The sequence below is a fragment of the Paraburkholderia caballeronis genome (assembly GCF_900104845.1).
Taxonomy (GTDB): Bacteria; Pseudomonadota; Gammaproteobacteria; order Burkholderiales; family Burkholderiaceae; genus Paraburkholderia; species Paraburkholderia caballeronis.
In genome coordinates, this window is sequence record NZ_FNSR01000001.1 from 664,574 (window position 1) to 685,902 (window position 21,329).

Here is a 21,329-nt window from a genome sequence, read left to right on the forward strand (position 1 = left end):
GTATCCCCCGCAGTTTTACGCACATTTCAGCCGTCGCCACCAGTTTGCTGGCGGGGCGGCGCAGAGTCATGCCAGCCATAGAAATCCGCAACGTCAAGAAGCGCTACAAGGAGCTGCAGGCGCTCAAGGGCGTCAGCTTCACGGTCGAAGAAGGGGAGTTTTTCGGGCTGCTCGGCCCGAACGGCGCGGGCAAGACGACGCTCATCAGCATTCTCGCGGGCCTCGCGCGCGCCGACGAAGGCACGATCGCCGTGCGCGGCCACGACGTCGTCGCCGACTACCGCAACGCGCGCCGCGCGCTCGGCGTGGTGCCGCAGGAGCTGGTGTTCGATCCGTTCTTCACGGTCCGCGAAACGCTGCGCATCCAGTCCGGCTACTACGGGCTGCGCGACAACGACGCGTGGATCGACGAGGTGATGGAGAACCTCGACCTCACCGAAAAAGCCGACGTGAACATGCGCGCGCTGTCCGGCGGGATGAAGCGCCGCGTGCTGGTCGCGCAGGCGCTCGTGCACCGGCCGCCGGTGATCGTGCTCGATGAGCCGACCGCCGGCGTCGACGTGGAACTGCGGCAGACGCTGTGGAAGTTCATCTCGCGCCTGAACCGCGAAGGCCACACGATCGTGCTGACCACCCATTATCTGGAAGAGGCGGAATCGCTGTGCGACCGCATCGCGATGCTGCGCCGCGGCGAAGTGGTCGCGCTCGAACGCACGAGCGCGCTGCTGCAGCGCTTCGCGGGCACGCAACTGTTCCTGCGCTTCGCGGAGGGCGTGCTGCCGGCCGAGCTGCGCGCGCTCGAAGTCGATCCGGCGAACGCGGGCGGCCGTCAGCATCTGCTGCGGCTCGCGAGCTACGACGACGTCGAGCGGATTCTCGCGCAGTGCCGCGCGGCGGGCTGCCGGTTCGAGGAAATCGAGGTCCGCAAGGCCGATCTGGAGGATGTATTCGTGCAGGTGATGAACGGTCCGGAAGTGGTCGAGGGGCTGGCATGAGCGGCTATGGCGGTTTCAGCACGTTGTTCTACAAGGAAGTGCTGCGGTTCTGGAAGGTGTCGTTCCAGACCGTGCTCGCGCCGGTCGTCACCGCGCTGCTGTATCTGACGATCTTCGGCCACGCGCTGCGCGACCACGTGCAGGTGTATGCGGGCGTCGAGTACACGAGTTTTCTGGTGCCGGGCCTCGTGATGATGAGCGTGCTGCAGAACGCGTTCGCGAACAGCTCGTCGTCGCTGATCCAGTCGAAGATCACCGGCAACCTCGTGTTCGTGCTGCTGCCGCCGCTCGCGGCGTGGGAGATGTACGGCGCATACGTGCTCGCGTCGATCGTGCGCGGCCTCGCGGTCGGCGCCGGCGTGTTCGTCGTGACGGTGTGGTTCGTGCCGATGAGCTTCGCCGCGCCGTTCTACATCATCGCGTTCGCGATTCTCGGCTCCGCGATTCTCGGCACGCTCGGGCTGATCGCCGGCATCTGGGCCGAGAAGTTCGACCAGCTCGCCGCGTTCCAGAACTTCCTGATCATGCCGCTGACGTTCCTGTCCGGCGTGTTCTATTCGACGCACACGCTGCCGCCGGTGTGGCGCGCGGTGTCGAAGCTCAACCCGTTTTTCTACATGATCGACGGCTTTCGCTATGGCTTCTTCGGCGTGTCGGACATCGACCCGCTCGTGAGCTTCGCGATCGTTTCCGGATTTTTCGTGGTGCTGGCCGTGCTCGCGATGCGCATGCTCGCATCCGGCTACAAGCTGCGCCACTAGGAGCAAACACATGTCCGGGCCTACTTCCGAACAGGTCAAGCAATACATCTCGGCCGGGCTGGAATGCCTGCACCTCGAAGTCGAGGGCGACGACGGCCAGCATTTCTTCGCGACGATCGTGTCGCCGAGCTTCGAAGGCAAGCGGCTGATCCAGCGGCACCAGCTCGTATACGCGGCGCTCGGCGAGCGCATGCGCGAGGAAATCCACGCGTTCAGCATGAAAACCCTGACGCCCGCCGAATGGCAGAACGGCTAATCTCTGGAACATCAGTGCGAACCACCCAGGACAACGGCGCCGCGGCGAGCGGCGCGCACCACGCAAAACAGGCGGCGGCGCTGCAAGGCCGCGCCGATCAGGAAACGACAGGCATGGACAAACTCGTGATCGTCGGCGGGCGCAGGCTCGCAGGAGAAGTCGCGGTGTCGGGCGCGAAGAACGCGGCGCTGCCGATCCTTTGCGCAAGCCTCTTGAGCGCGGAGCCGGTTCATCTGGACAACGTGCCCGACCTGCAGGACGTGCGCACCACGCTGAAGCTGCTCGCGCAGATGGGCGTGCGCACCGAACAGTCGGGCAACCGCGTGCAGCTCGACGCGTCGAAGGTCGACAACCTCGTCGCGCCGTACGAACTCGTGAAGACGATGCGCGCGTCGATCCTCGTGCTCGGGCCGCTCGTCGCGCGCTTCGGCGAGGCGAAGGTGTCGCTGCCGGGCGGCTGCGCGATCGGCGCGCGGCCGGTCGACCAGCACATCAAGGGCCTGCAGGCGATGGGCGCCGAGATCAACATCGAGCACGGCTTCATCGAGGTGCGCGCGAAGCGTCTGAAGGGCGCGCGCATCGTCACCGACATGATTACCGTGACCGGCACCGAGAACCTGCTGATGGCGGCGGTGCTCGCGGACGGCGAGACGGTGATCGAAAACGCCGCGCGCGAGCCGGAAGTCGGCGACCTCGCGAACCTGCTGGTCGCGATGGGCGCGAAGATCGACGGGATCGGCACCGACCGTCTCGTGATCCAGGGCGTCGAGCGGCTGCACGGCGCGCGCCACACGGTGATTCCCGACCGCATCGAGGCCGGCACGTTCCTGTGCGCGGTCGCGGCGGCGGGCGGCGACGTGACGCTGCGGCACGTGCGGCCGCGCATCCTCGACGCGGTGACCGACAAGCTGCGCGAAGCGGGCGTCACGATCGAGGAAGGCGACGACTGGATGCGCGTGCGGATGAGCCAGCGCCCGCGCGCGGTCAACCTGCGCACGTCCGAATACCCGGCGTTCCCGACCGACATGCAGGCGCAGTTCATGGCGCTGAACGCGCTCGCGGACGGTACGTCGCAGGTCGTCGAGACGATCTTCGAGAACCGCTTCATGCACGTGCAGGAGCTGAACCGCCTCGGCGCGCACATCACGACCGACGGCAACACCGCGCTCGTGACCGGCGTCCCCGCGCTGTCCGGCGCGAAGGTGATGGCGACCGACCTGCGCGCGTCCGCGAGCCTCGTGATCGCGGGCCTGTGCGCGGAAGGCGAAACGCTGATCGACCGGATCTACCACCTCGATCGCGGCTACGACCGGATGGAAGCGAAGCTGACCGCGATCGGCGCGCAGGCGAAGCGCATCAAGGGGAGCGCAGCATGAGCGCAGTCGCACCGACGCCGGCTGCGGCCCCGGGCGCACCGCTGACGCTCGCGCTGTCGAAGGGGCGTATCTTCGAGGAAACGATGCCGCTCCTCGCGGCGGCCGGCGTGCACGTCGCGGAAGACCCGGAGACCTCGCGCAAGCTGATCCTGCCGACGACCGACCCGAACCTGCGCGTCATCATCGTGCGCGCGACCGACGTGCCGACCTACGTCGAATACGGCGCGGCCGACTTCGGCGTCGCGGGCAAGGACGTGCTGCTCGAACACGGCGGCGGCGGGCTGTACCAGCCGATCGATCTCGACATCGCGCGCTGCCGGATGTCGGTCGCGGTCGCGGCCGGCTTTGACTACGCGACCGCGGTGCGGCAGGGCGCGCGGCTGCGCGTCGCGACGAAGTACGTGGAGACCGCGCGCGAGCATTTCGCCGCGAAGGGCGTGCACGTCGATCTGATCAAGCTGTATGGCTCGATGGAACTGGCGCCGCTCGTCGGCCTCGCGGACGCGATCGTCGATCTCGTCAGCTCGGGCGGCACGCTGCGCGCGAACAACCTGGTCGAGGTGGAGGAGGTCATGCAGATCTCGTCGCGCCTCGTCGTGAACCAGGCGGCGCTGAAGCTGAAGCGGACCGCGCTGCGGCCGTTCATCGACGCGTTCGAGCGCGCGTCGCGGCGCGGCGCCGTCGCGAAGCAGGCGGCGGGCTGACGGGGCGGCCTGCACCGGCCGCCGCCGCGCGCGAGCCCACGACGATCGCGCGCATTACTGAAACGGATGGATATCAGCATGGCTATCAGGATTCGCAAACTCGACTCCAGCGCCGACGGGTTCAAGAAGGCGCTGCACGCGGTGCTCGCGTTCGAGGCGAGCGAGGACGAAGCGATCGAACGCGCGGTCGCGCAGATTCTGGCCGACGTGAAGGCGCGCGGCGACGCCGCCGTGCTCGACTACACGAACCGCTTCGACCGGCTCGGCGCGCAGAGCGTCGCCGCGCTGGAACTGCCGTTCGCGGAGCTGGAAGCGGCGCTCGAAAGCCTCGAACCGAAACAGCGCGCGGCGCTCGAAGCGGCCGCGGCGCGCGTGCGCGGTTATCACGAGAAGCAGCGGATCGAATGCGGCAGCCATAGCTGGCAATACACGGAAGCGGACGGCACGGTGCTCGGCCAGAAGGTGACGCCGCTCGACCGCGTCGGCCTGTACGTGCCGGGCGGCAAGGCCGCGTATCCGTCGTCGGTGCTGATGAACGCGATTCCGGCGCGGGTCGCCGGCGTGCGCGAGATCGTGATGGTCGTGCCGACGCCGGACGGCGTGAAGAACCCGCTCGTGCTCGCGGCGGCGCTGCTCGGCGGCGTCGATCGCGTGTTCACGATCGGCGGCGCGCAGGCGGTGGCCGCGCTCGCGTACGGCACCGCGACGATTCCGGCGGTCGACAAGATCTGCGGGCCGGGCAACGCGTACGTCGCGTCCGCGAAGCGCCGCGTGTTCGGCACGGTCGGCATCGACATGATCGCCGGGCCGTCCGAGATTCTCGTGCTGTGCGACGGCACGACCGATCCGCGCTGGGTCGCGATGGACCTGTTCTCGCAGGCCGAGCACGACGAACTCGCGCAGTCGATCCTGCTGTGTCCGGACGCCGCGTTCATTGCGCGCGTCGAAGAGGCGATCCACGAGCTGTTGCCGGCGATGCCGCGCGCCGACGTGATCGGCACGTCGCTGACGAACCGCGGCGCGCTGGTGAAGGTGCGCGACATGGAGCAGGCGTGCGCGATCGCGAACGACATCGCGCCGGAGCACCTCGAAATCTCCGCGCTGGAGCCGCAGCAGTGGGCGAACGAGATCCGCCACGCGGGCGCGATCTTCCTCGGCCGCTACACGAGCGAGAGCCTCGGCGACTACTGCGCGGGACCGAACCACGTGCTGCCGACGTCGCGCACCGCGCGTTTTTCGTCGCCGCTCGGCGTCTACGATTTCATCAAGCGGTCGAGCGTCATCGAGGTGAGCGCGGAGGGCGCGCAGACGCTCGGCGAGATCGCCGCGGAACTCGCCTATGGCGAGGGTTTGCAGGCGCATGCGCGCAGCGCCGAATACCGGATGAAGCAGCTCTGACGCAGCGCGCCGGGGTCCGCGCCAGGCGACTGCGATTCGCAGCCTGCGCGGCCGGCCGCACGACGGCAACACACGCTATCAGCAGACGACGATAACCAGGGCGGCCTCGAAGCCGCCCGTGTCAGGCTTGCCCGCGCGGGCCGGCCCGCCCCACATGACCAGACCACAACAGATCGTTCGCCCCGAAGTACTGGCGATGACGAGCTACCCGGTGCCGGACGCCAGCGGGTTCGTGAAGCTCGACGCGATGGAAAACCCGTTTGCGCTGCCGCCCGATCTCGCCGCGAAGCTCGGCGAGCATCTGGCCGGCGTCGCGCTGAACCGCTATCCGGCGCCGCGTCCGGATGCGCTGATCGACAAGATCAAGCGGACCATGGGCGTGCCGCCCGACTGCGACGTGCTGCTCGGCAACGGCTCCGACGAGATCATCAGCATGATTACCGTCGCGTGCGCGAAGCCGGGCGCGAAGGTGCTCGCGCCGGAGCCGGGTTTCGTGATGTACGCGATGTCCGCGAAATTCGCGCACGTCGGGTTCGTCGGCGTGCCGCTGCGCGCGGACTTCACGCTCGACGCCGACGCGATGCTCGCGGCGATCGCCGAGCACGAGCCGGCGGTGATCTGGCTCGCGTACCCGAACAACCCGACCGGCACGCTGTTCGACGACGGCGCGATCGAGCGGATCATTGCGGCCGCATCGAAGAGCCTCGTCGTGATCGACGAGGCGTACCAGCCGTTCGCGCAGCATTCGTGGATGCCGCGCGCGGGCGAGTTCGACAACGTCGTCGTGATGCGCACGGTGTCGAAGCTCGGACTCGCGGGCATCCGGCTCGGTTACCTGGCCGGACGGCCGACGTGGCTGAACGAGTTCGACAAGGTGCGGCCGCCGTACAACATCAACGTGCTGACCCAGGCCGCCGCGACGTTCCTGCTCGACCACGTCGACGTGCTCGACGCGCAGGCCGCGCAACTGCGCGTCGAGCGCGGGAAGCTGGCCGCCGAGGTGGCCGCGCTGCCGGGCGCGCAGGTGTTCGACAGCGCCGGCAATTTCCTGCTGGTGAGGGTGCCCGACGCGTCGGCGGTGTTCGAAACGCTTTTGTCCGCGCGGGTGCTGATCAAAAACGTGAGTAAAATGCACCCATTGCTCGCGAACTGCGTGCGTCTGACCGTCGGCGCGCCCGACGAGAACGCGCGGCTCGTCGCGGCACTGAAACTCGTGCTGAACTGAGCGTCGTCCCCAACCCACCTTCCTGCCAAGGGCTGATTCAAGGAATTACCATGCGCGTCGCGCAAGTCGTTCGCAACACCAGCGAAACGCAAATCCGCGTGAAGATCAATCTCGACGGCACCGGCGAGCAGAAGCTCGCGACCGGCGTGCCGTTCCTCGACCACATGCTCGACCAGATCGCGCGGCATGGTCTGATCGATCTCGACATCGAGGCGCATGGCGACCTGCATATCGACGACCACCATACGGTCGAGGACGTCGGCATCACGCTCGGCCAGGCGGTCGCGCAGGCGATCGGCGACCGCAAGGGCATCCGCCGCTATGGTCACGCTTACGTGCCGCTCGACGAGGCGCTGTCGCGCGTGGTGATCGACTTCTCCGGCCGGCCCGGTCTCGAATTCCATGTGCCGTTCACGCGCGCGCGGATCGGCACGTTCGACGTCGATCTGTCGATCGAGTTTTTCCGCGGGTTCGTCAATCATGCGGGCGTGACGCTGCACATCGACAACCTGCGCGGGCTGAACGCGCATCACCAGATGGAAACCGTGTTCAAGGCGTTCGGCCGCGCGCTGCGGATGGCCGCCGAACTCGACGGACGCGCCGCGGGCACGATTCCTTCGACGAAGGGCAGCCTCTGACGCGCGGGCGCCGGCTCGGCACTGGCCGCGCCGTGCATCGCGATGACCGGCCGGCGGGTTCCGCCGCAGCGATGCGCGGCCGCCGCCCGATGCGATGACGGCGACCGGCATGCGGGCCGCCGCCTGCGGACAGGGCCCTGAACCGGCGCACGACTGACGGATACGACACTGGACGGCTCACGGCGGGGCAAACCCGCGTGCGGACCGGCAACGGCAGGGCCACGCGGCCTGAATCGAGATGAAGACTTCAATTGCGATTGTGGATTATGGGATGGGCAATCTGCGTTCGGTTGCCCAGGCGCTGAAGAAGGCTGCGCCCGAGGCGGACGTGGCGATCGTCGAGCGGCCGGAAGCGATCCGCGCGGCAGACCGCGTCGTGCTGCCGGGCCAGGGCGCGATGCCCGACTGCATGCGCTGCCTCGCGGAGTCGGGGTTGCAGGAAGCGGTGATCGAAGCGTCGCGCACGAAGCCGCTGATGGGCGTGTGCGTCGGCGAGCAGATGCTGTTCGACTGGAGCGCCGAGGGCGACACGAAGGGCCTCGGCCTGCTGCCGGGCAAGGTCGTGCGCTTCGAGCTGGCGGGCCGGCTGCAGGACGACGGCTCGCGCTTCAAGGTGCCGCAGATGGGCTGGAACGTGGTGCGCGAAGTGCGGCCGCACGCGTTGTGGGACGGCGTGCCGGACGGCAGCTACTTCTATTTCGTGCACAGCTACTACGTCGTGCCGGACAACCCGGAGCACACGGTCGGCGAGACGCCGTACGGCGCGCCCTTTACCTCGGCTGTGGCGCGGGATAACATCTTCGCCACCCAATTCCACCCGGAAAAGAGCGCAGCAGCCGGGTTGCGGCTGTACCGCAACTTCGTTCACTGGAATCCCTGATCCGAATCCCTGAAGTGCGCGCACCCGCTGGCGCTCCGGAGTCCGCGGCCTGTTCCGGCAGGCCGTTCCGATTCCGATTTGCGTCAGCAAGCCCGCCGAAAGAGTTGTACTAAACTAGCGAAACGGCGCCGGATCCGGCTTTTTTCCGCCACCGCGCCGGCGAAATTCCCACTTTCTTCCCAGATAACATCCGATTGCTATGCTGCTGATTCCGGCCATCGATCTCAAAGACGGTCACTGCGTACGCCTGAAGCAGGGCGATATGGACCAGGCGACGATTTTCTCCGAGGAACCGGCAGCGATGGCCCGCCATTGGGTCGAGCGGGGCGCGCGCCGGCTGCACCTCGTCGACCTGAACGGCGCGTTCGCCGGCAAGCCGAAAAACGAAGAGGCGATCCGCGAGATCATCGCGGAAGTCGGCGACGTGATTCCGGTGCAGCTGGGCGGCGGCATCCGCGACCTCGACACGATCGAGCGTTACCTGGACGACGGCCTGTCCTACGTGATCATCGGCACCGCGGCGGTGAAGAACCCCGGCTTCCTTCAGGAAGCCTGCACGGCGTTCGGCGGCCACATCATCGTCGGGCTCGACGCGAAGGACGGCAAGGTCGCGACCGACGGCTGGAGCAAGCTGACCGGCCACGAAGTGGTCGATCTCGCGCGCAAGTTCGAGGACTACGGCGTCGAGTCGATCATCTATACGGACATCGGCCGCGACGGCATGCTGCAAGGCATCAACATCGAGGCGACGGTGCGCCTCGCGCGCGCGGTGAAGATTCCGGTGATCGCGAGCGGCGGGCTGTCGAACCTCGCGGACATCGACGCGCTGTGCGAAGTCGAGACCGAAGGGATCGAAGGCGTGATCTGCGGCCGCGCGATCTACTCGGGCGATCTGGACTTCGCGGCGGCGCAGACGCGCGCGGACAGCCTGCGCGAATCCGACGACGCGTGAGCGCGTGACCCGGCGCGCGGTCCGGACGCCGCGCGCGAATGCGCGGCAGTCGTGACGGCGCGGTATCGTTCCGGCTGAGGGCGCGCGACCCGGGCGGTGCGCGGCGGGATGCGAAGCGGGCAGGCAGGTGGCCCATCGACGTCTGACAGAGAAACGGCAAGGCATCACGCGCAGGGCGGCGAAGCCGAACCGCGCAGCACACCGCAACCGGCCGCCGCTTTCCGGCCACTTCGACCGCCGTCGGGCGGCGACGCTACCACAGGCAACATCGGCAAGATCATGGCTCTACCTAAACGCATCATCCCCTGTCTCGACGTGACCGCGGGCCGGGTCGTCAAGGGCGTCAACTTCGTCGAACTGCGCGACGCCGGCGATCCGGTCGAAATCGCGCGCCGCTACGACGACCAGGGCGCGGACGAACTCACGTTTCTCGACATCACCGCGACGTCCGACCAGCGCGACCTGATCCTGCCGATCATCGAGGCGGTCGCGTCGCAGGTCTTCATTCCGCTGACGGTCGGCGGCGGCGTGCGCGCGGTCGAGGACGTGCGACGCCTGCTGAACGCGGGCGCGGACAAGATCAGCATGAACTCGTCGGCGGTCGCGAACCCGCAACTGGTGCGCGACGCGGCGGACAAATACGGTTCGCAGTGCATCGTCGTCGCGATCGACGCGAAGCGCGTGCCGGACGCCGGCGACGCCAGCGCCGCGCCCCGCTGGGAAGTGTTCACGCACGGCGGGCGCAAGCCGACCGGCATCGACGCGGTCGAATGGGCGCGCAAGATGGCCGAACTGGGCGCGGGCGAAATCCTTTTGACCAGCATGGACCGCGACGGCACGAAGAGCGGCTTCGACCTCGCGCTGACGCGCGCGGTGTCGGACGCGGTGCCGGTGCCGGTGATCGCGTCGGGCGGCGTCGGCGGGCTTCAGCATCTGGCGGACGGCGTCGTCGAAGGGCGCGCGGACGCGGTGCTCGCGGCGAGCATCTTCCACTACGGCGAACACACGGTCGGCGAGGCGAAGCGTTTCATGGCCGCGCAGGGCATTTCGGTGAGGTTGTGACGTGACGAATATCCAGCAGGACGGCGCCGCGCAGGCGGCGTGGCTCGACAAGGTGAACTGGGACGCGAACGGCCTCGTGCCGGTGATCGCGCAGGAAGCGGCGAGCGGCGACGTGCTGATGTTCGCGTGGATGAACCGCGATGCGCTCGCGAAGACCGTCGAAACGGGCCGCGCGGTGTATTTCTCGCGCTCGCGGCAGCGGCTGTGGTTCAAGGGCGAGGAGTCCGGCCACGTGCAGCACGTGCACGAGATCCGGCTCGACTGCGACGAGGACGTCGTGCTGCTGAAGGTCGAGCAGGTGTCCGGCATCGCGTGCCACACCGGCCGCCACTCGTGCTTCTTCCAGAAATTCGAAGGCACCGTCGACGACGGCCAGTGGGCCGCGGTCGATCCGGTGCTGAAAGACCCCGAACACATCTACAAATGACGCAAACCACGCAAGACACGCTGCTGCGCCTCGCGGCGGTCATCGACAGCCGCAAGGGCGGCGATCCGGACGCTTCCTACGTCGCGCGCCTTTTTCACAAGGGCGACGACGCGGTGCTGAAGAAGATCGGCGAAGAGGCGACCGAGGTCGTGCTGGCCGCGAAGGACGTGCGGCAGGGCGGCGCGCCGGCGAGTCTCGTTGGCGAGGTCGCGGACCTGTGGTTCCATTGCCTCGTCGCGCTGTCGCACTTCGGGCTGAGCCCGGCCGACGTGCTGGCCGAGCTGGAGCGCCGCGAAGGCCTGTCGGGGCTGGAGGAGAAGGCGCTGCGCAAGAGCCGCGAACGCGAGCGCGACGGCGACTGAGCCGTGCTTCCGGCATCCATCCCCATCGCATAGACCGTCGGCACAAGGGCTGCCACGCGAGGCCCGCGCGCCGCGACATCGAACACGGAAGACGCCACCATGTCCGAACCCAGCGGCTACCCGCCCCCGTCGTCGTACCGGCACTCGCTCGACGCGGACCGTCTGCGCAGCCTGCGCACGCTGACGCACGTGCTATATGCGCTCTACGCGGTGTACTGGCTGACCGGCGGCATTTCGGTGCTGGTTGCGATCATCATCAATTACCTGAAGCGCGACGAGGCGGCCGGCACGCCGTACGAAGCGCACTTCACGTGGCAGATCCGCACCTTCTGGCTCGGACTCGCGGGCCATCTGATCGGCGTCGCGCTGTTCATCGTCGTGATCGGCATCCCCATTTTGTGGGCTGTCGCGATCTGGACGTTGTACCGTATCATCAAAGGCTGGCTGTACCTGTACGACAGCAAGCCGCTGCTGAATCCGCGCGGATGGTTCTGAGCCGCGTTCCGCGCGTCCATTGCAGGCTTCGCTCACCGGGAGCACGATAAGCATCATGAGTCACGACCGCAGCACCTGTCTCTTCTGCAAGATCGCCGACGGCGAGATTCCGAGCACGCGGGTCTACGAGGACGACGAGTTCGTCGCATTCCGCGACATCCGTCCGGCCGCCGAAACGCACGTGCTGGTGATCCCGCGCCAGCACATCGCGACGCTCGCGGACTGCGCGGAAAGCGATGCGCCGCTGCTTGGTAGAATGCTCGTGCTGGTCGGTCGGATTGCGAAGGATCTCGGCGTTTCGTACACCGGCGGCGACACCGGTTACCGCACCGTCGTCAACACCGGTCCGGGCGGCGGGCAGGAGGTGTATCACCTGCATGCCCATCTGCTCGCGGGGCCGCGTCCGTGGCAGCGGATGGGCTGACTGCCACGCTGACTTAACAACGGCCGGGCACCATTAACGCGCGCCGCCGCAGGCCGGGCGGGCGGCGCCGACAGCCCGGAGCGCACACGCGTTCCGGATGAGCCGCAAGGCGAACGTTTTCCCGCCGCGCCGACGCGCGGCAATCGGGTTAAGGAGAATTTGGATCATGGGTTCGTTGAGCATCTGGCATTGGCTGATTGTCCTGTTGATCGTGGCGCTCGTGTTCGGCACGAAGAAGCTGCGCAACATCGGCGGTGATCTCGGTGGGGCGGTGAAGGGCTTCAAGGAAGGCATGCGCGACGCCGAGACGCCCGCGGCCGACGCGCAAAAGCGCGAACTGCCCGCTGGCGAGACGGTGGACGTCGACGCCAAGGAAAAGGCGACGCGCTCGGGCGACGCACGCTGACCGCCGCTCCCTCCGCCCCAGTCTGACGGAACACGCTATCCATGCTGGATCTCGGTATCACGAAGATGGCGCTGATCGGCGTCGTCGCGCTGGTCGTCCTCGGGCCAGAGCGGCTGCCGCGCGTCGCGCGCACCGCCGGCGCGCTGTTCGGCCGCGCGCAGCGTTATATCAACGACGTCAAGGCGGAAGTCACGCGCGAAATCGAACTCGACGAACTGCGCCGCATGAAGACCGATTTCGAGCAGGCGGCGCACAACGTCGAGAACACCGTCCACGACAACCTGCACAAGCACGAGACGGAACTGAACGACGCGTGGAATGCCGGCACGTCGGTGTCTCCGAGCATCGCGGGCGGCGCGGACCCGGCGGCGCTGGGCGGCGATGCGTCGTCGTATCTGGCCGACACGGCAGCGCCGGTCGACACCGCGCCGTCCTGGCGCGGCGGCAGCGCCGGCCCGTCCGCGGCGGCGGCCGGCAAGCGCCGCAACTGGCGCACGAAGCAGGCGGCGCTGCCGACCTGGTACAAGCGGACGACGCAGCGCCGCACCCGCGTGCAGTCCGGCGCGGCGCGCGTCGCGCAGCACACGCCGGACAACTTGCGGCGGCCGGCGCGCTTCTTCTGATGTCCCGCACGATCATCTCCAACCGAGGGCCGGCGTGAGCGACCCCCAGCAAAAATCGGACGAAGGCGCCGAAGAGACCTTCATCTCCCATCTCGTCGAACTGCGCAACCGGATCATGCGGGCGGGCATTTCGGTGATCGTCGTGTTCGTCGCGCTCGTCTACTGGGCGCCCGACATCTTCCGGCTGCTCGCGCGGCCGCTGATGCAGAACCTGCCGCGGGACGGCAAGATGATCGTCACCGACGTCACCGGCTCGTTTTTCGTGCCGATGAAGGTGACGATGCTCGTCGCATTCGTGATCGCGCTGCCGATCGTGCTGTACCAGATCTGGGCGTTCGTCGCGCCGGGCCTGTACCAGCACGAGAAGAAACTGGTGCTGCCGCTCGTGTCGAGCAGCTACCTGCTGTTCCTGTGCGGGATGGCGTTCGCGTATTTCGTCGTGTTCCCGACCATCTTCCGCGTGATGGCGCACTACAACGCGCCGCTCGGCGCGGAGATGACAACCGACATCGACAACTACCTGAGCTTCGTGCTGACGATGTTCCTTGCGTTCGGCGTCACGTTCGAGGTGCCGATCGTCGTCGTGCTGCTGGTCCGGATGGGCGTGCTGACGGTGAAGAAGCTGAGGGAGATCCGGCCTTACGTGATCGTCGGCGCGTTCATCGTGTCGGCGGTCGTCACGCCGCCGGACGTGTTCTCGCAACTGATCCTCGCGCTGCCGCTGATCGTGCTGTACGAGGCGGGCATCATCGCCGCGCGGATCTTCATCGGCACCGGCGAGAAAAAGGCGGTGGACGAGAGCCACGCGGCGAGTTGAAGCGGCGTGATCGCAGGCGAGTTGCTCGCCGCGCAGCGGGACACAGAGGCGGCGCGCGGGTTGCTCGCCACGCCTCGTCGCAGCAGGGCAGAAACGGAAAGGGCCGCAAGTATTTGCGGCCCTTCGTCTTTCGCGGTCCTGCAAGAGGCCGAGAGCGCCGTGCAGCGAGCGCCATCGCGGCCGGGGAAGCCGCCGCACGGCGTTCGCCGCTCAACCCCCGTCGTCGTTCCCGTCGCTGTCGTTGTTGTCGTCGTCGGCCGGCTGCTTCGGCGGCGGCGGGCGCTTGCCGATCATCACGTCGAGGTCCATGTCCTTGTTCTTGCGCACGAGGTGGACCTTCGCGTCGGTGCCCGGCTTGATCTGCGCGATCACGTTCAGCAGGCGCGTCGTGTCGGTGATGTCCTCGCCGTTCACGCTGACGAGGATGTCGCCCGGCTTGATGCCGGCCTTGTCCGCCGGGCCGCCCTGTAGCACGCCCGCGACGATCGCGCCCGATTTCTGGTTCAACCCGAACGACTCGGCGATCTCCGGCGTCACGTCCTGCGGCTCGACGCCGATCCAGCCGCGCGTGACGGTGCCGGTCGTGATGATGCTTTCGAGCACGCTGCGCGCGGTGGACACCGGGATCGCGAAGCCGATGCCGAGCGAGCCGCCCGAGCGCGAATAGATCGCGGTGTTGATGCCGAGCAGGTTGCCGTTCACGTCGACGAGCGCGCCGCCGGAGTTGCCCGGATTGATCGGCGCGTCGGTCTGGATGAAGTTCTCGAAGGTGTTGATGCCGAGGTGGTTGCGGCCGAGCGCGCTGATGATGCCCATCGTGACCGTCTGGCCGACGCCGAACGGGTTGCCGATCGCGAGCACGACGTCGCCGACGCGGGTCTGGTCCATCCGGCCGAGCGTGATCGCCGGCAGGTTCGGCAGGTTGATCTTCAGCACCGCGAGATCGGTTTCCGGGTCGATGCCGATCACCTTCGCGGTGGTCGTGCGGCCGTCGGACAGCGCGATCTCGATCTGGTCCGCGCCGTCCACGACGTGCTGGTTCGTTAGAATGTAACCCTCAGGGCTCACGATGACGCCTGAGCCGAGGTTCGCGGCCGGCTGATCCTGCTGCTTGCGGTTGTTGTTGCGGTCGCCGAAGAAGTAGCGGAACAGCGGGTCGTTCTGACGCGGATCGGGCGGCAGCGATCCGTCCTTGCTCGAAAACACGTTGACGACCGCGGGCATCGCCTTCTGGGCGGCGTCCGCATAGGTGCCCGACGCGGGGCTGCCGCCGATGCCTGGCGCGACCTCGCGCAATGCGACGATCGGTTCGGCAAGCTGCTTGCCGAACTGTCCCTGGCGCTGCAGCCACTGCGGCTTGAGCGTGGCGACGATGAACATCAGCGCCAGCAGGACTGTCACCGCCTGGGCGAAGAGCAGCCAAAAGCGTCTAAGCATCTGAAGAACAGAGGTTTATATGGATCGGATCGAACTGGAATTGTATCTGAACAATCTTCTCGAAACCGCGCGCTTCAAGGACTACTGCCCGAATGGGGTGCAGGTCGAAGGCCGGCGCCGGGTCGAGAAGATCGCGACCGGCGTGACCGCGTCGCTCGCGTTCCTCGAAGCCGCGCTGGAATGGGGCGCGGACGCGGTGCTGGTCCATCACGGCTACTTCTGGCGCAACGAGGCGCCGCAGATCACCGGCCGTAAATACCGGCGGCTGAAGACGCTGCTCGCGAACGACCTGAGCCTGTTCGCGTACCACCTGCCGCTCGACAGCCATCCGGAGTACGGCAACAACGCGCAGCTCGGCGCGAGGCTCGGCTGGATCGGCGACCAGCGGTTCGGCGACCAGGACCTCGGCTGGATGACCACGCTGCCGATGCCGATCACGCTCGCGCACTTCACCGCGCAGGTCGAGCAGACGCTCGGCCGCACGCCGCTCGTGCTCGGCGACCCGGACTGGGAGCTGCGGCGCGTCGCGTGGTGCACAGGCGCCGCGCAGGGGTTCTTCGACGCGGCGATCGACGCGGGCGCGGACGTATTCCTGACCGGCGAGATCTCCGAGCAGACGACGCACACGTCGGCGGAAAGCGGCGTCGCGTTCCTCGCCGCCGGCCACCACGCGACCGAACGCTTCGGCGTGCAGGCGCTCGGCGCGCATCTGTCGGAGACGTTCGACATCGAACACCTGTTCATCGACATCCCTAACCCGGTTTGACCGGGCGCAAACCGTGCCCGGCGGGGAAGCCGGAAACGGAGAAAACGCTTAAAACGCAACCGCGCGAAAGGCCTCTCGCGCGGTGCGGGAAAACCCGAAATATCAAGGACTTCGGTCGCTTTTGCGGGTAACGCCCCTTGTAAATGCCGACTCCATTCGCGCAAACTAGCGATCGGTGGAGAACGGCGTGACGGAAAATTCCAACTCAGAAGTGGGGCGATGTGATGCGAGACAAGGAAAATGACCGCGTCGATGGCAGCCGCCGTACCTGGCTGATTGCGACGTCGGTGGCGGGCGGCATTGGCGGCGTCGCGACCGTCGTCCCGTTCGTCGCTTCGTTTGCACCTTCCGAAAAAGCCCGCGCGGCGGGCGCGCCGGTCGAAGCCGACATCGGCAACCTCGAACCCGGCAGCATGATGACCGTCGCGTGGCGCGGCAAGCCGGTCTGGATCCTGAACCGGACCGACCGGATGCTCGCCGACGTGAAAAAGGCGGTCCCGCAACTGGCCGATCCGAACTCCGAGCACCCGTTCTCGATGCCGGTGCCGGAGTACTGCCAGAACGAATTCCGCTCGCGCGCGGAGCACAAGAACATTCTCGTGACGGTCGCCGTCTGCACGCACCTCGGCTGCACGCCGACCGCGCGCTTCCAGGAAGGGCCGCAGCCGAACCTGCCCGACGACTGGCCGGGCGGCTTCCTGTGCCCGTGCCACGGCTCCACCTACGACCTCGCCGGCCGCGTGTTCAGGAACAAGCCGGCGCCGCAGAACCTCGACATCCCGCGATTCATGTTCACGTCTGCGACGCAGCTCGTGATCGGCAAGGACGAAAAGGGAGAAGCGTAATGGCGACGGGACACGAAAAAGAGGTGCAGACGACCGGGCTCGCCGGCTGGATCGACCGCCGCTTTCCGATGACGTCCACGTGGCGCGCCCACGTGTCCGAGTACTACGCGCCGAAGAACTTCAACTTCTGGTATTTCTTCGGCTCGCTCGCGCTCGTCGTGCTCGCGAACCAGATCGTCACCGGCATCTTCCTCACGATGAACTACAAGCCCGACGCCACGCTCGCGTTCGCGTCGGTCGAGTACATCATGCGCGAGGTGCCGTGGGGCTGGCTGATCCGCTACATGCACTCGACCGGCGCGTCGATGTTCTTCGTCGTCGTGTACCTGCACATGTTCCGCGGGCTGCTGTACGGCTCGTACCGCAAGCCGCGCGAACTGGTGTGGATCTTCGGCTGCGCGATCTTCCTGTGCCTGATGGCCGAGGCGTTCTTCGGCTACCTGCTGCCGTGGGGGCAGATGTCGTTCTGGGGCGCGCAGGTGATCGTGAACCTGTTTTCCGCGATTCCGCTGATCGGCCCGGACCTGTCGCTGTGGATCCGCGGCGACTACGTGGTGTCCGACGTCACGCTGAACCGCTTTTTCGCGCTGCACGTCATTGCGATCCCGCTGGTGCTGATCGGCCTCGTGATCGCGCACATCGTCGCGCTGCACGAGGTCGGCTCGAACAACCCGGACGGCATCGAGATCAAGGATAAAAAGGATGCGGACGGCGTGCCGCTCGACGGCATCCCGTTCCACCCGTATTACTCGGTGCACGATTTCATGGGCGTCTGCATTTTCCTGATGGTTTTTGCGGCGATCGTGTTCTTCGCCCCGGAAATGGGCGGTTATTTCCTCGAAGCGAACAATTTCGTGCCGGCGAACCCGTTGCAGACGCCGCCGGAGATCGCGCCGGTGTGGTATTTCACCGCGTTCTACGCGATGCTGCGCGCGACCACCGACCCGTTCAAGATCGTGCTGATGATCGTGATCGCGCTGCTGGGCCTGTTCGCGCTGCTGCGGGCGCGCGGCCGCTGGCGCGTCGGGCTGCCGGCGCTCGCGGTGCTGGTGATCCTCGCGATGTACTTCACCGAGTCGAAGTTCTGGGGCGTCGTCGTGATGGGGACCGCGGTGCTGTCGCTGTTCTTCCTGCCGTGGCTCGACCGTTCGCCGGTGAAGTCGATCCGCTACCGGCCGCTGTTCCACAAGGTGTTCCTCGGGATTTTCGTCGCCGCGTTCCTGACGCTCGCGTTCCTCGGCACCCGGCCGCCGTCGCCGGCCGCGACGCTGATCGCGCAGGTCTGCGCGCTCGTCTATTTCGCGTTTTTCCTCGGCATGCCGTTCTGGACGCCGCGCGGCACCTTCAAGGAGCCGCCGGAGCGCGTCCGGTTCAAGCCCCATTAACCGCGAGCGAGCAAAACATGACGAAAAATCCACTGCTTTCGGCGCTCGCGCGGGTCGCGGGCGCCGCGTCGCTGCTGCTCGCGTGCGGCCTGGCGGCTGTTCCGGCTCATGCGCAGGAGAACATTCCGCTCGACCGCGCGCCCGATAACGGCGAAAATCTCGTTTCGCTGCAACATGGCGCCCAATTGTTTGTAAACTATTGCCTCAACTGCCACAGCGCGAACCTGATGCGCTTTAGCCGACTGCAGGATCTCAGCATCGGGCAGAAGGAAATCGAGGCCAATCTGCTGTTCACGACCGACAAGGTCGGCAACACGATGTCCATCGCGATGCGGCCGGACGACGCGAAAGCGTGGTTCGGCGTGGCGCCGCCGGACCTCTCCGTGGAGGCGCGGGCGCGCAGCCGCGACTGGCTCTACACGTACCTGCGCAGTTTCTACCGGGACGACGCGCGCCCGACCGGCTGGAACAACCTGGTGTTCGAGAACGTGAGCATGCCGCACGTGCTGTGGCAACTGCAGGGCATCCGGACCGCCAAGTTCGAGGACGCGGTGGACGAGGAAACCGGCGAAAAGGTCCACCGCTTCGCCGGCTTCCAGCAGGTCACACCGGGGACACTGTCACGGGTGGATTATGATGCTGCCGTGGCCGACCTCGTGGCCTACCTCGGGTGGATGTCGGAGCCCGAGCAGCGGACCCGCAGACAGCTTGGCGTGTGGGTGCTGCTGTTCCTCGGCGTCCTGAGCTTTTTCGCGTGGCGATTGAACGCCGCGTACTGGAAAGATATCAAATAATCACGTCCTGACCGGCGTGGGGCTGGCGCGACGAAAATCCGTCCGACGGATTTTTCGCGTGCTGGCCTTTGGGTTTTTTGAGGAAACGTAAATCATGATGGTTCTGTACTCCGGCACTACCTGCCCGTTCTCCCAGCGTTGCCGGCTGGTGTTGTTCGAAAAGGGCATGGACTTCGAAATCCGCGATGTCGACCTGTTCAACAAACCGGAAGACATCGCCGTGATGAATCCGTACGGTCAGGTGCCGATTCTGGTCGAGCGCGACCTGATTCTGTACGAGTCGAACATCATCAACGAATACATCGACGAGCGCTTCCCGCATCCGCAACTGATGCCGGCCGACCCGGTGCAGCGCGCGCGCGCGCGCCTGTTCCTGCTGAATTTCGAGAAGGAACTGTTCGTGCACGTCGGCACGCTCGAAAACGAGAAGGGCAAGGCCGCCGAGAAGAACCACGAGAAGGCGCGCCTCGCGATCCGCGACCGCCTCACGCAGCTCGCGCCGATCTTCCTGAAGAACAAGTACATGCTCGGCGAAGAATTCTCGATGCTCGACGTCGCGATCGCGCCGCTGCTGTGGCGCCTCGACCACTACGGGATCGAGCTGTCGAAGAACGCCGCGCCGCTGATGAAGTACGCGGAGCGGATCTTCAGCCGTCCGGCCTATATCGAGGCGCTGACCCCTTCCGAGAAGGTGATGCGCCGCTAAGCGCCTGCGGGCCTTCAGGTCGATAGGCGCCGTGTTGTGCGGCGCGTGTCGACTCGCAGAGGAATGTCGATGCAAGAGATTTCCACGAAGCCGTATCTGCTGCGCGCGCTGTACGAGTGGTGCACGGACAATGGCTACACCCCGCACATCGCGGTGCGGGTCGATAACCGGACGCGGGTGCCGCGGCAGTTCGTCCGCGACGGCGAGATCGTGCTGAACATCAGCTTCGAGGCGACGAGCCAGTTGCAGATGGGCAACGAGCAGATCGAGTTTCACGCGCGCTTCTCGGGCAAGTCGCACAAGATCGAAGTGCCGGTCGCGAACGTGCTCGCGATCTATGCGCGCGAAAACGGCCAGGGGATGGCGTTCCCGGTCGAGGCCGCGGTCACGCAGGGCGATGCCGGGCCGGTGCTGTCGTCCGAGGTCGACGAGCACGGACTCGAAGAGGTGGAGGCGGCGAGTGCTGCCGCTGCCGACGACGAGGCGCGCGCCGAACCGCCCGCGCCGGATGCCGGCGACGACGGCGCGAAGGGCGGCAAGGGGCACCTCAAGATCGTGAAATGAAGTAGAATCGCGTGCTACGCCGGCTTAGCTCATCTGGTAGAGCAGTTGATTTGTAATCATCAGGTGGCGGGTTCGAGTCCTGCAGCCGGCACCAATTAAATCAAAGGGTTACGTGAGTTTCTTGCGTAACCCTTTTCTCTTTCTTGGCTCCGTGTAACCGCTGTGTAACCGGATTCGATCAGCACAAGTCCATCTAGATCACTGCGATACGAGAGGGGCTTGGCAGCAACTGCAGACCGCCTACAGGATGAGTTCCGACGTTTTCAAGAAATACAGCCAGCCCGCACAAAAGCGAATCGCGTTCCTTGAGCTGGTCGAGTACTACGTCAACCGGAGTCCGCGATGGACGCCTGCCGACGGAGCGTTGCTGGTCAATGGCGTTATCCCGTCTCCGCAAGGTCGCAAGGACATTCCGACGTCCGTGGGCGATGCGCGCCAGCTCGACGATCCCGATCTGCCTGCTACCCCACAGCAGCTAGGCGGCGCAAGGCGCGTGCTTGATGACTACCTCGACCATGTGAAGGATGGCGATCTGCCACCCGGTGACGAGGTGCTGTCGGACGATTTCCTGAAGTGGTGCTACGACAGCGACCAAGCGCCGTGGCACGTGCCCAAGCTACCGGAATTCCTGCGACATCTCTTTTTTCCGGGCTCGAAGGAGCATCCATTCGCGCTATCGGTCACGGACGAACTAGCATCCTTGAGACTCGTGGTCAAAGAGGACGCTGCTAGTCGGATACATAGAACGAGTGGACCGGGTAAGCGCCCGGGACTTTACGCAGAAATATTGCTCGCCCAAGACGAAGCCCGGCAGAAGGACCTCGATCACAAGGATCCGGATGTTATCTGGGGCATTCTCGACACGATGAGCAAGGATCCGGGCGCAAAGAGCACCCGGTTACGAGGCAGCGATCGAAAGGGAATTACGTACGCTTCTCACGAGGGGGAGAAGACCTACACCTACAAAGCTCTCAAGAAGTACCTGAGCGGCAAGTAAGCGCGCCCGTTATTGCCCGTTATTTCCCAATATT

26 protein-coding genes and 1 tRNA gene are annotated in these 21,329 nt (G+C 66.2%); 26 read left to right on the forward strand and 1 reads right to left on the reverse strand.

From position 1 onward, the window contains the following. Positions 1–68: 68 nt before the first annotated feature. The 18 genes from BLV92_RS02930 to tatC all read left to right on the forward strand — a co-directional run bounded on the left by BLV92_RS02930 (position 69) and on the right by tatC (position 13,801). Positions 69–995 carry an ABC transporter ATP-binding protein gene (locus BLV92_RS02930; RefSeq protein WP_090542078.1) on the forward strand — a complete coding sequence of 309 codons (927 nt, stop codon included), beginning with the start codon at positions 69–71 and terminating at the stop codon, positions 993–995. Beyond that, the gene (locus BLV92_RS02935) at positions 992–1,756 is read left to right on the forward strand and encodes an ABC transporter permease (protein WP_090542080.1); all 765 of its coding nucleotides are present in this window, start codon (positions 992–994) and stop codon (positions 1,754–1,756) included. The genes BLV92_RS02930 and BLV92_RS02935 overlap by 4 nt, the downstream gene beginning before the upstream one ends. A gap of 10 nt (positions 1,757–1,766) precedes the next feature. Continuing rightward, complete coding sequence (locus tag BLV92_RS02940; protein WP_090542083.1) at positions 1,767–2,012, forward strand: BolA family protein; 246 nt, start codon at positions 1,767–1,769, stop codon at positions 2,010–2,012. Positions 2,013–2,125: 113 nt separating this feature from the next. After that, positions 2,126–3,388 carry a UDP-N-acetylglucosamine 1-carboxyvinyltransferase gene (gene murA / locus BLV92_RS02945; protein WP_090546787.1) on the forward strand — a complete coding sequence of 421 codons (1,263 nt, stop codon included), beginning with the start codon at positions 2,126–2,128 and terminating at the stop codon, positions 3,386–3,388. Continuing rightward, a complete protein-coding gene (gene hisG / locus BLV92_RS02950; protein WP_090542085.1) occupies positions 3,385–4,092 on the forward strand; it encodes an ATP phosphoribosyltransferase in 708 nt (235 codons plus the stop codon). The genes murA and hisG overlap by 4 nt, the downstream gene beginning before the upstream one ends. Positions 4,093–4,170: 78 nt before the next feature. Beyond that, the gene (gene hisD / locus BLV92_RS02955; protein ID WP_090542087.1) at positions 4,171–5,490 is read left to right on the forward strand and encodes a histidinol dehydrogenase; all 1,320 of its coding nucleotides are present in this window, start codon (positions 4,171–4,173) and stop codon (positions 5,488–5,490) included. Positions 5,491–5,644: 154 nt separating this feature from the next. Beyond that, positions 5,645–6,715 (forward strand): histidinol-phosphate transaminase, encoded by a 1,071-nt coding sequence (gene hisC, locus BLV92_RS02960; RefSeq protein WP_090542089.1) that lies wholly within the window; start codon positions 5,645–5,647, stop codon positions 6,713–6,715. Between the two features lie 50 nt (positions 6,716–6,765). Beyond that, entirely contained in the window at positions 6,766–7,353 is a 588-nt protein-coding gene (hisB, locus tag BLV92_RS02965; RefSeq protein ID WP_090542091.1) for an imidazoleglycerol-phosphate dehydratase HisB, read from the forward strand. Positions 7,354–7,591: 238 nt separating this feature from the next. Continuing rightward, positions 7,592–8,233, forward strand: coding sequence for an imidazole glycerol phosphate synthase subunit HisH (gene hisH, locus BLV92_RS02970; RefSeq protein ID WP_090542093.1), 642 nt, complete (start codon positions 7,592–7,594; stop codon positions 8,231–8,233). A gap of 199 nt (positions 8,234–8,432) precedes the next feature. Next, positions 8,433–9,185, forward strand: coding sequence for a 1-(5-phosphoribosyl)-5-[(5-phosphoribosylamino)methylideneamino]imidazole-4-carboxamide isomerase (gene hisA, locus BLV92_RS02975; protein WP_090542095.1), 753 nt, complete (start codon positions 8,433–8,435; stop codon positions 9,183–9,185). A 279-nt stretch (positions 9,186–9,464) separates the two neighbouring features. Further along, positions 9,465–10,247: an imidazole glycerol phosphate synthase subunit HisF gene (gene hisF / locus BLV92_RS02980; protein ID WP_090542097.1), complete on the forward strand. Its 783-nt coding sequence runs from the start codon at positions 9,465–9,467 to the stop codon at positions 10,245–10,247. Positions 10,248–10,257: 10 nt separating this feature from the next. Then, positions 10,258–10,674: a phosphoribosyl-AMP cyclohydrolase gene (gene hisI / locus BLV92_RS02985; protein ID WP_090546789.1), complete on the forward strand. Its 417-nt coding sequence runs from the start codon at positions 10,258–10,260 to the stop codon at positions 10,672–10,674. Then, positions 10,671–11,036, forward strand: a complete 366-nt coding sequence (locus tag BLV92_RS02990; protein ID WP_090542099.1) for a phosphoribosyl-ATP diphosphatase — start codon at positions 10,671–10,673, stop codon at positions 11,034–11,036. Before hisI ends, BLV92_RS02990 begins: the two co-directional genes overlap by 4 nt. A gap of 99 nt (positions 11,037–11,135) precedes the next feature. Then, positions 11,136–11,531, forward strand: a complete 396-nt coding sequence (locus BLV92_RS02995) for a DUF4870 family protein (RefSeq protein WP_090542101.1) — start codon at positions 11,136–11,138, stop codon at positions 11,529–11,531. Positions 11,532–11,586: 55 nt separating this feature from the next. Next, positions 11,587–11,955 (forward strand): histidine triad nucleotide-binding protein, encoded by a 369-nt coding sequence (locus tag BLV92_RS03000; RefSeq protein ID WP_090542103.1) that lies wholly within the window; start codon positions 11,587–11,589, stop codon positions 11,953–11,955. 166 nt (positions 11,956–12,121) lie between these two features. Further along, positions 12,122–12,361 carry a Sec-independent protein translocase subunit TatA gene (gene tatA, locus BLV92_RS03005; RefSeq protein ID WP_090542105.1) on the forward strand — a complete coding sequence of 80 codons (240 nt, stop codon included), beginning with the start codon at positions 12,122–12,124 and terminating at the stop codon, positions 12,359–12,361. Positions 12,362–12,402: 41 nt separating this feature from the next. Then, on the forward strand, positions 12,403–12,984 hold the full coding sequence (tatB, locus tag BLV92_RS03010) for a Sec-independent protein translocase protein TatB (RefSeq protein WP_090542107.1): 582 nt from the start codon (positions 12,403–12,405) through the stop codon (positions 12,982–12,984). 34 nt (positions 12,985–13,018) lie between these two features. Beyond that, positions 13,019–13,801, forward strand: a complete 783-nt coding sequence (tatC, locus tag BLV92_RS03015; RefSeq protein WP_090542109.1) for a twin-arginine translocase subunit TatC — start codon at positions 13,019–13,021, stop codon at positions 13,799–13,801. Positions 13,802–14,011: 210 nt separating this feature from the next. Here tatC and BLV92_RS03020 read toward each other — a convergent pair whose 3' ends face one another. Then, positions 14,012–15,238, reverse strand: a complete 1,227-nt coding sequence (locus BLV92_RS03020) for a Do family serine endopeptidase (RefSeq protein WP_090542111.1) — start codon at positions 15,236–15,238, stop codon at positions 14,012–14,014. A gap of 19 nt (positions 15,239–15,257) precedes the next feature. Between BLV92_RS03020 and BLV92_RS03025 the strand changes: the two genes are divergently transcribed. From BLV92_RS03025 to BLV92_RS03060, 8 genes are all read left to right on the forward strand, one after another. Then, complete coding sequence (locus BLV92_RS03025) at positions 15,258–16,004, forward strand: Nif3-like dinuclear metal center hexameric protein (protein ID WP_090542113.1); 747 nt, start codon at positions 15,258–15,260, stop codon at positions 16,002–16,004. Between the two features lie 224 nt (positions 16,005–16,228). After that, a complete protein-coding gene (petA, locus tag BLV92_RS03030) occupies positions 16,229–16,849 on the forward strand; it encodes a ubiquinol-cytochrome c reductase iron-sulfur subunit (RefSeq protein WP_090542115.1) in 621 nt (206 codons plus the stop codon). Then, the gene (locus BLV92_RS03035; RefSeq protein WP_090542117.1) at positions 16,849–18,234 is read left to right on the forward strand and encodes a cytochrome b; all 1,386 of its coding nucleotides are present in this window, start codon (positions 16,849–16,851) and stop codon (positions 18,232–18,234) included. Before petA ends, BLV92_RS03035 begins: the two co-directional genes overlap by 1 nt. Positions 18,235–18,251: 17 nt before the next feature. Next, positions 18,252–19,028, forward strand: coding sequence for a cytochrome c1 (locus BLV92_RS03040; protein ID WP_090542119.1), 777 nt, complete (start codon positions 18,252–18,254; stop codon positions 19,026–19,028). A gap of 94 nt (positions 19,029–19,122) precedes the next feature. Then, on the forward strand, positions 19,123–19,734 hold the full coding sequence (locus tag BLV92_RS03045; RefSeq protein WP_006052302.1) for a glutathione S-transferase N-terminal domain-containing protein: 612 nt from the start codon (positions 19,123–19,125) through the stop codon (positions 19,732–19,734). Positions 19,735–19,803: 69 nt separating this feature from the next. Beyond that, positions 19,804–20,298, forward strand: coding sequence for a ClpXP protease specificity-enhancing factor (locus tag BLV92_RS03050; protein ID WP_090546791.1), 495 nt, complete (start codon positions 19,804–19,806; stop codon positions 20,296–20,298). A gap of 18 nt (positions 20,299–20,316) precedes the next feature. Continuing rightward, positions 20,317–20,392 (forward strand) — tRNA-Thr (locus BLV92_RS03055). Positions 20,393–20,545: 153 nt separating this feature from the next. Beyond that, positions 20,546–21,295 (forward strand): hypothetical protein, encoded by a 750-nt coding sequence (locus BLV92_RS03060; RefSeq protein ID WP_090542122.1) that lies wholly within the window; start codon positions 20,546–20,548, stop codon positions 21,293–21,295. The last annotated feature ends 34 nt before the right edge of the window (positions 21,296–21,329 follow it).